General features: G+C 48.2%; 15 protein-coding genes. 11 read left to right on the top strand and 4 right to left on the bottom strand.

All coding sequences use genetic code 11. The features are described 5' to 3' along the window. Positions 1-85: 85 nt before the first annotated feature. Both ACFPYJ_RS16535 and ACFPYJ_RS16530 read right to left on the bottom strand, forming a co-directional pair. Positions 86-559, bottom strand: coding sequence for a spore germination protein (locus ACFPYJ_RS16535; RefSeq protein ID WP_379189280.1), 474 nt, complete (start codon positions 557-559; stop codon positions 86-88). Between the two features lie 548 nt (positions 560-1,107). Beyond that, positions 1,108-1,611 carry an RrF2 family transcriptional regulator gene (locus tag ACFPYJ_RS16530; RefSeq protein ID WP_379189279.1) on the bottom strand — a complete coding sequence of 168 codons (504 nt, stop codon included), beginning with the start codon at positions 1,609-1,611 and terminating at the stop codon, positions 1,108-1,110. Positions 1,612-1,841: 230 nt separating this feature from the next. Here ACFPYJ_RS16530 and ACFPYJ_RS16525 point away from each other — a divergent pair, with 230 nt between their 5' ends. The 4 genes from ACFPYJ_RS16525 to ACFPYJ_RS16510 all read left to right on the top strand — a co-directional run bounded on the left by ACFPYJ_RS16525 (position 1,842) and on the right by ACFPYJ_RS16510 (position 4,089). Beyond that, entirely contained in the window at positions 1,842-2,285 is a 444-nt protein-coding gene (locus tag ACFPYJ_RS16525) for a carboxymuconolactone decarboxylase family protein (protein ID WP_379189278.1), read from the top strand. 251 nt (positions 2,286-2,536) lie between these two features. Then, entirely contained in the window at positions 2,537-2,998 is a 462-nt protein-coding gene (locus ACFPYJ_RS16520) for a carboxymuconolactone decarboxylase family protein (protein WP_379189277.1), read from the top strand. A gap of 38 nt (positions 2,999-3,036) precedes the next feature. After that, the gene (locus tag ACFPYJ_RS16515; protein ID WP_379189276.1) at positions 3,037-3,729 is read left to right on the top strand and encodes a YjjG family noncanonical pyrimidine nucleotidase; all 693 of its coding nucleotides are present in this window, start codon (positions 3,037-3,039) and stop codon (positions 3,727-3,729) included. Positions 3,730-3,774: 45 nt separating this feature from the next. After that, positions 3,775-4,089 carry a DUF5597 domain-containing protein gene (locus ACFPYJ_RS16510; RefSeq protein ID WP_379189275.1) on the top strand — a complete coding sequence of 105 codons (315 nt, stop codon included), beginning with the start codon at positions 3,775-3,777 and terminating at the stop codon, positions 4,087-4,089. Positions 4,090-4,245: 156 nt separating this feature from the next. Here ACFPYJ_RS16510 and ACFPYJ_RS16505 read toward each other — a convergent pair whose 3' ends face one another. Together ACFPYJ_RS16505 and ACFPYJ_RS16500 are read right to left on the bottom strand one after the other, a co-directional pair. Further along, complete coding sequence (locus tag ACFPYJ_RS16505; RefSeq protein ID WP_379189274.1) at positions 4,246-5,667, bottom strand: sensor histidine kinase; 1,422 nt, start codon at positions 5,665-5,667, stop codon at positions 4,246-4,248. Continuing rightward, entirely contained in the window at positions 5,657-6,331 is a 675-nt protein-coding gene (locus ACFPYJ_RS16500) for a response regulator transcription factor (protein WP_379189273.1), read from the bottom strand. Before ACFPYJ_RS16500 ends, ACFPYJ_RS16505 begins: the two co-directional genes overlap by 11 nt. Before the next feature lie 157 nt (positions 6,332-6,488). Between ACFPYJ_RS16500 and ACFPYJ_RS16495 the strand changes: the two genes are divergently transcribed. From ACFPYJ_RS16495 to ACFPYJ_RS16465, 7 genes are all read left to right on the top strand, one after another. After that, entirely contained in the window at positions 6,489-6,950 is a 462-nt protein-coding gene (locus ACFPYJ_RS16495) for a hypothetical protein (RefSeq protein ID WP_379189272.1), read from the top strand. Next, entirely contained in the window at positions 6,937-7,602 is a 666-nt protein-coding gene (locus ACFPYJ_RS16490; protein ID WP_379189271.1) for a PspA/IM30 family protein, read from the top strand. The genes ACFPYJ_RS16495 and ACFPYJ_RS16490 overlap by 14 nt, the downstream gene beginning before the upstream one ends. A 232-nt stretch (positions 7,603-7,834) precedes the next feature. After that, on the top strand, positions 7,835-8,695 hold the full coding sequence (locus ACFPYJ_RS16485; protein ID WP_379189270.1) for a VOC family protein: 861 nt from the start codon (positions 7,835-7,837) through the stop codon (positions 8,693-8,695). 275 nt (positions 8,696-8,970) lie between these two features. Further along, positions 8,971-9,066 (top strand): AraC family transcriptional regulator, encoded by a 96-nt coding sequence (locus ACFPYJ_RS16480; protein WP_379189268.1) that lies wholly within the window; start codon positions 8,971-8,973, stop codon positions 9,064-9,066. An 11-nt stretch (positions 9,067-9,077) separates the two neighbouring features. Further along, a complete protein-coding gene (locus ACFPYJ_RS16475; protein ID WP_379189267.1) occupies positions 9,078-9,566 on the top strand; it encodes a VOC family protein in 489 nt (162 codons plus the stop codon). A 150-nt stretch (positions 9,567-9,716) separates the two neighbouring features. Then, entirely contained in the window at positions 9,717-10,481 is a 765-nt protein-coding gene (locus tag ACFPYJ_RS16470; RefSeq protein ID WP_379189266.1) for a hydroxypyruvate isomerase family protein, read from the top strand. Between the two features lie 386 nt (positions 10,482-10,867). Next, positions 10,868-12,475 (top strand): alpha-amylase family protein, encoded by a 1,608-nt coding sequence (locus ACFPYJ_RS16465; RefSeq protein WP_379189265.1) that lies wholly within the window; start codon positions 10,868-10,870, stop codon positions 12,473-12,475. The last annotated feature ends 34 nt before the right edge of the window (positions 12,476-12,509 follow it).

Genomic DNA, 12,509 nt, shown 5'->3' with positions numbered 1-12,509 from the left:
TTGCCGTATACTTCCTATCATCCATAAAATCAAAGGTATGACAATGTTAACGAAGGAATAAAAGTAACCGATAATATACACGTTCTTAATCATATGTGAAATCCGTATATTGTGCGAGCTGTAGATCACGAACGCCCCCGCGCAAGGTCGATTCCTTCTTCGGCTCTTCGATGCTCCTCTTCTCGTAGTCTTGGACCTGAGCGATGATCGCAGATGCCTCGCCATCCACCAATATTCCCAAGCTACCTTGTAGGATATGATGGACTAGATCCTCCAGAGATTCGTCTGTCTTTATATTTGTTAACGGAAGCCATCTGCTTCTGAACATCTCGGCGAGCGAATGTATTCGATCTATACCTTGCGGTAAACCGCTGAAAATAAGCGGCTTCAGCATGTTCTCCTCAACGCTTTGCAATCGAGTCATTCCATCTAAATAAACAAGTAAAAGTATGGTTTCATCCCTTAAAATAAAAGATCGAAATACAATATCTGAGCAATTATTGAATTGTTCTCTGAGATAAGCCTCATTCACTTCGATACTACTGCTTATTAAACTCATGGACGAACAACCTCCATAACTACTTATCTCTTTAAGGTACTATGGACGAAGCGGAATGCGTTTATGCTATGCAGATTTTGGTAATTAATAAGCTTAATTCCAGTACTTTAGCTAAAATATGGCTCGGATATCCGATAAGTAGTCGGTAGAGAAAGGAGGAAAGCGATTGGAGAGACAGACGATGATTGTTTTGCTCAGGGGCATAGCGGCACTGGTGGTTGCTATGGGAATCGGAAGGTTCGCCTTTACCCTATCCTCCCGATGATGATGATCACCATCTATTTTCCGCTGCGGATCCAGGCTATCTGGCTTCAAGCAATTATTTGGGTATTTAATCTGCGCTCACCGTGATAAATATATGGGGAATGCTTCGCGAGGTTTTAACGATCTAATCACAGCTCATGTAAAGTTTATCAAGGAAGCATCACAAAAAGCAGCCCAAAACTGGAACCATACAGTCTTGGCCTGTTTTTTTTTGACATGGTTAAATTTCCAATTTCAATAACATGAGCGCATTTATTCAATAAGTGTCCCATTTAATTTCACCATTAAACATTGCTGCTATTAGCAAAATATTCACGAGTATCTTTGCGCGATTGAGGGGTTAATACACGATCAAGCTCTTCATTCAACCAAGTAAGTGTCTTGTTACGCAGAACTTTGCGCATACTATCTTCAGCTTCGAGCATAGTTAAGTTAATCACACAGGAAGAAGCTTGAGAGCATGCTGCATAGTCTTCATCACGGCATAGATAGCTATTATTTTTGATGTTTTTACATTGAAAAATGGGGGTAGCACCTTCAACAGCTTCAACTACATCCCAAAAAGAAATTTCCGCAGGAGACTTGGCTAATTTATAGCCTCCTTTTACACCAGGGACAGAGCTTACGATACCAGCTTTTGTTAATTTACTAAAAATCTTCGAAAGATAGGTCTCCGAAACACCTTGAAAAGCGGAGAGCTCTTTAATCCCAATTGTAGAATCAGGAGGAATATCAATTAAATATACCAAGCAATGCAGTCCATATTCAACGCCAATACTATACTGCATGCAAACACCTGCTTTCTAGTTATAAAGATTGTTATTAATCATCTTAGGTGGATTTAAAATCCTTGTCAAATGTGGGTATTTGGGCATTTTCACCTAAATGACCCATGATTTTTGGTTGACAGTCATAAATTAAAGATCTATATTGTAGATGAATTTAATCGACGATATATATTGTCGTCGTTATGCTTTATGAGGCAAGATAAAATTTATTGTTCACGGAGGAGATTACTATGAAGGTTAGATTAAACCATATCAGTGCAAGTCCAGGTGCTTTGCAAACGATGATGAAGCTGGAAGGGTTTATTAAGGCAAGTGGGCTGGATGCAAAGCTATATGAATTGATTAAGATCAGAGCATCACAAATTAACGGGTGTGCTTATTGTATGGACATGCATACACGGGATTCGCGGAAAATGGGCGAGACGGAGCAGCGGATTTATTTACTTAGCGCGTGGCGCGAAGCACCCTTTTATTCCGACAAAGAAAGAGTGGTGCTTGAGCTTACGGAAGCTGTAACCCGTATTTCCGAGCAAGGCGTGCCGCAGGATTTGTATGAAAGAGTTCGGGCACACGTGGATGAGGCAGAATATGTGGCAATCATTATGGCAATCAATACCATTAATGCATGGAATCGAATCGCCATCTCCACGGGGATGTTCCCTGAGAAGGAGTAAAGAGAAGCTTACTGAGAATAGTAAAATTCTCTAGTTAACCTCAGGGAGAGTTCAATCATGTCATCTGGAGGACCAGTTAGAACACAAAGAGGCATCATGAAATACATTTTATTTGTTTTAGCTGGGGCATATTTATGGTCATGGAATTGGAGCGACTAATCTCAATTAATACTTTTTGGTTACTAAGCAACAAAAAAGTAATTACTTTTTAATTACGTTATCCACAAAAAAATGAAGGGGTGTAATGACACATGGAAATGAGACTGAATTATATCAAAGTGCAGCCCGAAGCTTTTCAAACACTTTTAAAATTGGAAGGGTATGTGAAGAAGAGCGGTCTTGACCATAAACTATGGGAGCTGATTAAAATTCGCGCCTCGCAAATTAATGGCTGCGCCTACTGCCTTGATATGCATACGAAGGATGCGCGTGCGACGGGGGAGACGGAGCAGCGATTGTATATGCTTAGTGCATGGCGGGAAGCTCCGTTCTATACGGAAGCGGAGCGGGCCGCAATAGCATTAACGGAAGCTGTGACCAAAATTTCAGATGCTGGCGTGCCTCAGGAATTGTATGAGCAAGTCCGCAAACATTTCGACGAGGGCCAATTTGTCGATTTGATTATGGCGATTAATGCGATCAACTGTTGGAATCGAATAGCGATATCAACGGGTATGGTGCCTGGAGAATATCAGCCGGCCGCACGTAAATAACAGATTTTTGCAGTTATTTATATTTTAGGGGAGGAAAAATGAGTTATAAAATACTTCTATTTGATTTAGATGATACATTGTTAGATTTCGGCGCTAATGAAACTGATTCGTTAAACAAATTGTTTCAGCAGCACGGATATACTTTTTCGGATGAGTTGTTTCGCGTATATAATTCCGTCAACAAACAACTATGGGCTGAATATGAAAATGGGAATATTGTATTAGATGATGTGCTAAACTCAAGATTTTCAGAAACCATGTTAAGACTGGGAAAAGTTGTGGACGGCATTGAATGGGAAAATCTGTATAGAGAACTTCTGGGCAATGGGTGTCAGCATATGGAAGGAGCTTTAGAAGTGTGTCAGAGCTTATCTGCATCCCATAGGCTGTTTGTTATCACTAATGGTATAACCCAAACTCAGATAAAGCGATTGAAGCAGTCAGGCTTATATGAATTTTTTGAAGACATTTTTGATTCGCAAAGCATTGGATTTCAAAAGCCATCAAAAGAATTTTTCGATTACGTGATGAGTCATATTAAAGATTTTAATATAAAGGAAGCGCTTATTATCGGGGATTCATTAAATACCGATATAAAAGGCGGCATTCTATCAGGAATTGATACCTGCTGGATTAACAGAAAGTCACAAGAATGCTCTGCAGAAATTCAAAGCACTTACACGGTCACAAACTTAGTGGAAATATATGATATCTGCACCCCTATAAAATGAGCATAATGGGTTTTAAAACGCACAAAACGGGGATACCCTCCGAGTGTGCTTGTTATGCGCGGTCGGGAAATCCGCTTTTCATTCCTGAAGCCAGGCGAGACGTCTCGGAATGAGGGGTTTCCGGGGGCGGGCATTATCATCGCGGAGTCGGAGTTTATTGTTGCCGGGCATGGCTTCTCCGTCGAGTTTCAGGCGAAGCCGGGTCATCCTCCCTATGTGGCGTACTTGTCAATCGACGAGGGCGAGTTCGAGAACGGAGCATGGAAGATCAGGGCTAATCCGTCCTTGAGGCTCGCGGTATCCTTTTTACGAGTGCGTTCCATACGCTTAGTCGAAGTCCAACAAATAATAATAGTGTAGTTGAACTATTATACGGGGTGGGAACCGCATGGTTCGACGTGACTTGGGTCACGGAGTACGACGATTAAGTTTAGAAGTTAGCTGGGAGGCTTCGCTTTCAAATGGTGCATGAATAGAGAACCAGCCGGTCAGGATCTAACTCCTGTCCGGCTGGTTCTATTTCTGCTGCCCGTTATTCGTTTGCCGCTCAAACGGAATTCTTACGGTAAAGGTACTGCCCTCGCCAACCTTGCTCACCACTTGAATCGATCCTTGGTGGGCATCCACGATCCACTTCGCAATCGCAAGGCCGAGGCCGTGACCGCCGAGCTGGCGCGAGCGTGACTTATCCCTGCGGTAAAAACGGGCAAAGATTCGCTGATGCTCCTCGGGCGGGATGCCGATGCCTGTATCCTGCACGATAATCTTCAGCTCCGATGCAGCTTTGACCGTCTCCACAGATAATGCAACGAGCACATAACCGCCGTCAGGCGTATATTTAATCGCATTGTCCACCAGCAGCACCAGCAGCTGCTCCAGCCGGTCCGCATCCCCTCTGATCGGCAGCGTCTGCGGGGCTTTGAGCTGCAGATCGATTTGCTTGGCTTGCGCCAGCGGCTGCAGGGAAAGCAGCATCTCCTGCGCATGGACCGTCAAATCCAGCGGCTCGCTTTGCAGCAGCAGAGTTCCCGAATCGGAACGCGCCAGAGTCAGCAGATCGCCGGCCAGCTTCGTCATCCGTTTCACCTCGCCCTTCATATTGCCGAGAACTCTCTGGATGAAAGCATCCTTCCCCAAAGTCTCTTCCATCTGCAGGGTATCTATCGAGGACAAAATAACGCTAAGCGGCGTTCGAAGCTCATGCGAAGCATCGGCTACAAACTCACGCTGACGGGTGTATGAATGGGCAATGGGAATCATCGCCCGCCTGGACATGATATGGCTGAGATACAAGGCCAGCAGGAAGAAGAGGAGGCCGAGCGCCAAGAGGGCGGCCAGCGACCAGCGAAAGAGCTTGAACTGGAAGGAGACATCCCTGCCGATATACAGCGTGCCTATGAGCTGATTCTTCATATAGAGTGAGCGTCCTGCAGCCATCAGCTTCAGTTTTTGCTCCTGCTCGGGATGGAACCTTTCTCCGAAATCACGATCTCGATCACGAGAATAGAGGTCGGCGATACGGACCTTGTCCGAAGACGGCCGCCAACCGGACAGCCAGCGAAGGAGCTCACCCCTTGCTTCTCCCTGCAGCTCTTCCCCGAATTTAAGCGTGCCGGAGGCATCTATCCAGTAGTAGAAGAACTGATTCTGTCCAATCGTAAAATAGACCGGGGATACCTGATTAGCCGGCTTTTTGTTGTCGCTGTGAATGAGAATATCCCGTACAGCAGCAATTTCCTCATCCGCAAGCGCATTGATTTGGCGCTTGGAATCATTAATGAGGATGTAATACAGCAAGCCGAGCACAATGACAATGAATAAGATCAGAAACAGCATTAACAGCCCGCTGTATTGGAGGGTCAGCCTGGTTTGAGTTCGGCTGAAGACGGACCCCCCTTCGCGGTGCATCCACTTTCTGAACCTCGCTTTAATGTTCAAGCCTATATCCCACCCCGCGTACGCTTTGAATGAAAGAGTCAGGCTCGGAGATCCCCAGCTTTTTCCGAAGCAGCTTTATAGTGGCGTCAATTGTCTTCAGATTGACATCAGCATCAAACCCCCAGATCCGGTCAAAGATTACCTCCCGCGTAAGCACGAGACCCTGATTCTGTACAAGCAGGTCGAAGAGCTGGAATTCCCGGGGCGATAATTGGATGCGCTCCTCACCTCTGTGCACGGTCTGGCTTGTCCGATGCAGCTCGAGGCCGCGGATCCGGGCCGTTTCCTCGTGGATCGGAGCAAAGTTCCGGCGGGAAAGCGCGCGAAGCCGGGCTAACAGCTCATCAATTTCAAAGGGCTTGACCAAATAATCGTCAGCCCCGGAATCCAAGCCGTCGATCCGATCCTGAAGCGTATCTTTAGCAGTCAGCATAAGCACGGCGCCCTTGTACCCTTCTTTTCTCAAACGGCGGCAAATGGCCGTACCGTCACCTCCGGGCATCATCCAGTCGAGAACGAGTACGTCATAGGAGGATGCCAGAGCATAATCGTAAGCATCTTCCCCTCCGGTAACCCAATCGACGTGATAGGAAGCTTTTTTCTTCAACATATGGGCAACGAGCTCGCCCAGAAGCGGATCATCCTCCGCCAACAGTATTTTCATAACCGCCACCTGATCCTTTATCAAATAAATAAGATACATACAAGATACCACAATAGGATGAAAATCAGATGAAAGGCATTTCACTAAATTTTCACCAAGTTCGATTATCTTGAAGAAGAAGCAAGTGAAAGTAATCTCGGGGAAAGGAGGAGAGTGGATGAAAAGAAGGTTCAAAGGCTTTAAAGGCTTGAAATTAGCAATCCTAATCGCAAGCCTGCTGATTCTGGTCATCATCGGTGTTAAAGTATTACACGGCGGCCACGGCCATGATTTCGGAGGCGGAAAACGGGCCGTAATCGCTCAGCATGGACAAGTGTTTGTCATCGATAGAGGTCATGGATTCGAAATGGGTCAAGGCCGGATGTTCAGCCGGGGCGAAGGACGGGAGCATGGCGGCATGGACGGCGGTGAGCTGCTTGGCAAAATTGGATGGGTGCTGCTAATTGTGGGTCTGGTTGTATTCTGGCTGTATCGCAGAGTCAAACGTTTTTCCCCAAGAGCTGCACAGGTCAGCCCGATGCTGGAAATGACACCACCGACACCAACCCGTAACACCGATCTGCTCGATGAATGGGAAAACAATATAAATCGTGAGGAGAATAAACATGGGGATATTTAAACGTGTTAAACATATGGCAACAGCGGATGTGCATCATTTTCTGGATAAGGTGGAGAATCCTATAAGTATGATCAAACAATATATAAGGGAGCTGGAGGAGCAAATCGGACAAGCCCAGCAGGCATTATCCCAGCAGTACTTCGTGGAGCGTAAGTATGAGCTGCAGATCGAGGAGTTATCGGCTTTAGTTAGGAAGCGTTCAAGACAGGCGGAGCTGGCGGTTGCCCGCGGTGAGGATGAGATTGCAGAGCTGGCCTTGGAAGATAAACTGACTAATCAAACCAAGCTGGCTGCAAGCAAAGCCCAGTATGAAACCCTCAAGACGCAATCGTCCGTCCTTCTGAACCAAATCAAGCTGATGAAGGAAAAGTATGATGAGCTGCAGCTGAAGAAGCAGCATTTATTATCTAGAATCCATGCGGCGCAGGCGATTCAAGCGGCAAGCTCCTCTTTGACGGCTTTCGATGCGGATCGTTTAAACTACGGCCTCGCCCGAATTGAAGAGCAGGTGTGGAGACTGGAATCGGGCGCCCTTGCCGGAAGACAGGTCGGTGAAGTGCTGCAGGCCGCTCCTGCGGTTAATGAGCAGGAGAGACGGGAGGAAATTCAGAAGGAATTGGCCGCCCTCAAGGAGAAGAAGGGATCGGTTTAGATACGGTATGAAGCAGGATATCTGATGGAAATGGATAATAGAATAGGGAAAGGGTTCTCGCCAAACGTATCAGATACGCAGCAGCGGCAGCCCTTTCCCTGTTTGTGTTTCCCGCAAGCTTCTGATGCGAGCGGGCGAAGAGGCTTACGCGGCTTATTTTTGCAAACGGATCTGCTTCAGTATTAGAATGTTGTTAGGCGTACACAACCATCGGGAAGAAGAGGTGAATCCAATGTCCGAACATATTCATCCGGGCACGGCGATTGGACATGTCAAGCTGAGGGTAAGCAACTTGCAGCGGTCGATTGATTTTTATCGCAATGTCGTTGGACTAACGCTGCTGAAGGAAGATAGCGGGACAGCAGCATTCACCGTTGATGGTAAGCATGAAATTCTGCTTCTTAAAGAAATTCCGGATGCAGTCGTTCGGCCGCGCAGATCCGGAGCGGGTTTGTACCATTTTGCAATATTGCTTCCTGACCGGAAGTCACTGGGTCTTGCACTGCGTAATTTAATTGCTGCCGGCATTCATATTGGCCAGGCGGATCATCTCGTCAGCGAAGCGCTGTATATTGCGGATCCTGACAATAATGGCATTGAAATCTATCGGGACCGGCCGAGAAATACATGGCAGCGCGACAAGAAGGGCGAGTACATTATGGCTGTTGATCCGATCGACTGGGATGACCTGATCGAGGAAGCGGGAGATGATCCATGGCGGGGCTTGCCCGCGGGAACGATTATCGGGCATATTCATCTGCATGTGACGGATCTGGAAGCGGCTAGAGCGTTCTATGTCGATGTTCTGGGCTTCGATATCGTGGCTCATATCGAGAAATCGGCCTTGTTTATATCAGCTGGCGGCTATCATCACCATATTGGGCTGAATACATGGGCCGGTGTCGGTGCGCCATTGGTTCCGGCCGATTCACCGGGACTTGCGCACTATGAAATCACATTGCCCGATCAGACTGCAGTCCGTGCAGCTGTGGAACGTCTGCAGGCAGCGGATAAGCAGGTCCGCTATGATGGTGAAACGGCTATCGTTGCTGATCCGTCGGGAATTGAACTTCATTTGGTTGTATCCGGATAACATATTCTCATGCCGTGCATACGCAAGAGAGGAGGGTTAATGTCATGAAAGAAATAATCTTACGTTGGTCGAAAAGAATTTATATAAAAGAAGTGGCAGTCCGGGACGATTCTTGGTCCCAGGCTGCCATTGGTCTATTCATTAATTAATCGCGTTAACCTTATTCCATTACCGTTTAAGAATCCGTGCGCCATTAACGCCTAAATCTATCCTTCCTTGAACGGGCTCGCCGGTTTCAACATCGGCATATTCTTGTTCATCAAGAAGAATGGATTGTGCTTGAGAGGGTTGCTCAGCAGCTTGGGATGGAAACGAGCTACTTTATTCGGATATTCAAGCGAATGTACGGAAGTACGCCGAAGCAGTATTAGATGAAGGAGGATTGAGCGGAAGCAGAGCAGCAGGAGACAGCAAAAAACCTTCTAACCAGAGGGGTCGACTGGGAGCCGTTTTATGCTATGATGGAGTCAAAAAAGGCGGTGAACGAGAGATGATTCATCCGGAAGGGATTCATCATGTCAGTATAATCGTAACGGATCTGGAGAAGGCGCGGGCGTTCTACTCCGAGATTATCGGCCTGCAGGAAATAAAGCGGCCGGATTTTGACTTCCCCGGCACGTGGTATGCAATTGGGCCGAACGGACAGCAGTTGCATTTGATCGTCCATGAGGGGCAGACGAAACGAACAGGCGGCATCGATACTAGGGACGGTCACTTTGCGCTGCGGGTTACCAGCTTCGACGATACGCTGGCCTGGCTGGAAAGCCACAGTGTACCATGCAAAGCGAACCGGGAGAGTATTACAGGCTTCGCGCAAATTTTTCTTCTCGATCCTGACCGCAATGTCATTGAGTTAAATGTGGCAAGATAGGGCGCAGGAATTCGGAATTCGTGAAGTCTCCGTGGAGCAGGATACCGGAGCGGCCGCTGGACCAAATTCAAAGCGCTAACCAGAGGATCGACACTGATCGATCGATTATTATTGAAATTGCAAATACATATGAAACGTGGGGAAGCTGGGATGACAATGAAACTTTCTGTATGTGTGGACTCCATTTACAGAGGTAAGGATTTCTTCGAGAGCATTCAGGAGATTCAAGAAATCGGCTATGACACGATTGAGTTTTGGTCATGGTGGGATAAGGATTTGGACCGGCTGGAACAGACGGTTAACGAAACAGGCCTCCGAATCGGTTCCATCTGTACCAAATTCGTAAGTTTAGTGGAGCCGAGCCAAAGAGAGAAGTTCGTTACGGGGTTACGGGAATCCATCGCCGCGGCCAAGCGGATCGGCTGCTCTGCGCTCATCGGCCAAACCGGTCAGCTGCTCGAAGGAGTCCCGCGCGAATTGCAGCAGCAGTCTATTATTGAAGGTTTAAAGGCCAGTGCTCCGCTGCTTGAGGAAGCAGGGATCACGCTTGTGATTGAACCGCTCAACACGCTTGTGGATCACGGCGGTTATTATCTCACCACATCTGAAGAGGCCTTCCATATTGTACGGGAGGTTGGAAGCCCTTTCATTAAAATCGTATTCGATATTTATCATCAGCAGATCACAGAGGGCAACCTGCTCGCCAATATCCTGCCTAATCTGGATTGGATCGGGCATTTTCACGCCGCGGGCAATCCTGGCAGACATGAGCTGAGCTCAGGTGAACTTCACTATCCGCGTATATTTGCAGCTATTGAAGCAGCAGGATACAGCGGCTATATGGGCTTGGAATATTTTCCGAAGGATGCTCCCGCTGTAGGGTTGAAGCAGCTGCTGGAGCCTGGCTGGAATTAGGGCAAGCTGAATAGCCGGCCACTGGCGGGTACCCATTGCGATTGCTGAAAGTAACTGAAAATATACAGAAGCAGAAGGATTGTCATTTGATGGCAGTCCTTCTGCTTCTGTACAGCCCGGATTCGGCAGACTCTGCTCGGCCGCCAAGCTGTTCGTGCACCTGCTCAGCGGCTCCCCGGCAGATAATCTTCTTGCTTCCAGCGGATCGTCTGCACTATGAAAGTTGTTGGCCTCCAATTTGGAATTGTAACCGGATCATGGAACATGCTAGAATGTACCCGGGTTTTCATTATAACATTTGTATAGTTTGTTTGTTTTGTTCGTTTTATAGTTTCTGATTGGAATGGAAGTACGAGTCTTTCATGTGATAAGGAGCTGGACGCGGAATGACATTAATCATTAACAGCGAACCGAATGCGGTTCTAATCGAGACGGAGCTGGGCTGGAGCGCAGCGAGCCGGTTGTCAGAAGGACATTGGCAGGTCAAAGGGATAGAGCTTACCATTGCACAGCATAATGGGACAGCAGCCATACAACTGGAAGCGCCGGGCACTCCGGTCAAAACAATCAAGCTCCGCTGGATCGAACCACTCCGCGGGCCGCTCACGGTTCTCGGCGACCATTGGGAGCGGGCATATGGGGATTTGGAATGGAGAGGAATCGTGCCGGAGCGGACGATGCCCTGGTATTTTCTCACTCATAACGGTTCCGTGACAAGTGGCTATGGAGTCAAGACAGGCGCGCATTCATTCTGTTATTGGCATCTCGACCGGGAGGGAATTACGTTCTCAGCCGATGTCCGCAACGGCAGCGAAGGCGTTCAATTAGGTCAGAGGCGGCTGGATGTTGCCGAGATCGTAGGCTATGAAGGGGTTGAAGGGGAGTCAAGCTTCGCCGCCGCGACCCGTTTCTGCGCGGTGATGTGTGAGCGTCCATTAATGCCGGCCCAGCCGGTTTATGGGGGCAACAATTGGTATTATGCATACGGTAACAGCTCGCATCAGGAAATTCTGGAGGATTCGAAGTTTATGTCTTCCCTGGCTTCATCGGCGGCTAACCGTCCGTATATGGTGATTGATGACGGCTGGCAATTAACGAGCGGCGGGGGAGCCTGCAACGGAGGCCCATGGGTTGGAAATAAGCAATTTCCGAGGATGGAACAGCTGGCCGGCGAAATGAAGGAAATCGGCGTGAAGCCGGGCATCTGGTTCCGTCCGCTGCTTACGAATGATTCGGATGTGACGGAAGGCATTCGTTATACAGCCGGGGGAGGCAATGTGCTGGATCCAAGCGTCCGGTCCGTGCTGGATTACATTGCTGAGTCGCAGTCGCGAATGGTTTCCTGGGGCTTTGAGATGATTAAGCATGATTTCACGACCTTCGATATTCTGGGTCAGTGGGGCTTTCAGATGAAATCGAGAACGAATGCGCTCACGCAGCGGTTTCATGACCGTTCGAGAACGACGGCGGAGATTATACTGGAGCTCTACCGCGTGCTGCGGAAATCGGCAGGCAGCAGCATCATTATTGGATGCAACACGGTCAGCCATCTGGCAGCCGGGTTGTTCGAAATTCAGAGAACAGGCGATGATACGAGCGGCAAGTCGTGGGAGCGGACGCGGTATATGGGTGTAAATACACTGGCCTTCCGCATGCCTCAGCATGGAACTTTCTACAGTCATGACGCGGATTGTATCGGCATTACGGATCAGATTCCATGGGAGCTGAATCGTCAGTGGCTGGATCTGCTGGCAGGCAGCGGGACGCCGCTGTTCGTATCGGCTTCACCTTCATCCGTAACGAAGGAACAGGAAGCCGCAATCCGGGCAGCCTTCGATCTGGCGGCAGAACCGCTTCCTCCAGGCGTACCGCTGGACTGGCATGAAACGACCTGCCCAAGCCGCTGGCTGTTGAACGGGAAGGAAAGGGAATTTGCGTGGAGCCGTGAATCGGCAGCGCTTCTGACGAGTGAAGATAACAGCTGGTGGAAATAGCCGGCAGGCGATCATTCATCATTCCAGCCCTATC

Source organism: Paenibacillus solisilvae (assembly GCF_042656405.1).
Lineage (GTDB): Bacteria > Bacillota > Bacilli > Paenibacillales > Paenibacillaceae > Paenibacillus_Z > Paenibacillus_Z solisilvae.
This window is presented reverse-complemented; position numbering and strand designations above follow the sequence as displayed.

Bases quoted from the DNA above. Each gene is read 5' to 3' on its own strand.
- ACFPYJ_RS16535 (WP_379189280.1), bottom strand. From the start codon at position 559: ATGAGTTTAATAAGCAGTAGTATCGAAGTGAATGAGGCTTATCTCAGA.
- ACFPYJ_RS16530 (WP_379189279.1), bottom strand. From the start codon at position 1,611: ATGCAGTATAGTATTGGCGTTGAATATGGACTGCATTGCTTGGTATAT.
- ACFPYJ_RS16525 (WP_379189278.1), top strand. From the start codon at position 1,842: ATGAAGGTTAGATTAAACCATATCAGTGCAAGTCCAGGTGCTTTGCAA.
- ACFPYJ_RS16520 (WP_379189277.1), top strand. From the start codon at position 2,537: ATGGAAATGAGACTGAATTATATCAAAGTGCAGCCCGAAGCTTTTCAA.
- ACFPYJ_RS16515 (WP_379189276.1), top strand. From the start codon at position 3,037: ATGAGTTATAAAATACTTCTATTTGATTTAGATGATACATTGTTAGAT.
- ACFPYJ_RS16500 (WP_379189273.1), bottom strand. From the start codon at position 6,331: ATGAAAATACTGTTGGCGGAGGATGATCCGCTTCTGGGCGAGCTCGTT.
- ACFPYJ_RS16495 (WP_379189272.1), top strand. From the start codon at position 6,489: ATGAAAAGAAGGTTCAAAGGCTTTAAAGGCTTGAAATTAGCAATCCTA.
- ACFPYJ_RS16490 (WP_379189271.1), top strand. From the start codon at position 6,937: ATGGGGATATTTAAACGTGTTAAACATATGGCAACAGCGGATGTGCAT.
- ACFPYJ_RS16485 (WP_379189270.1), top strand. From the start codon at position 7,835: ATGTCCGAACATATTCATCCGGGCACGGCGATTGGACATGTCAAGCTG.
- ACFPYJ_RS16470 (WP_379189266.1), top strand. From the start codon at position 9,717: ATGACAATGAAACTTTCTGTATGTGTGGACTCCATTTACAGAGGTAAG.
- ACFPYJ_RS16465 (WP_379189265.1), top strand. From the start codon at position 10,868: ATGACATTAATCATTAACAGCGAACCGAATGCGGTTCTAATCGAGACG.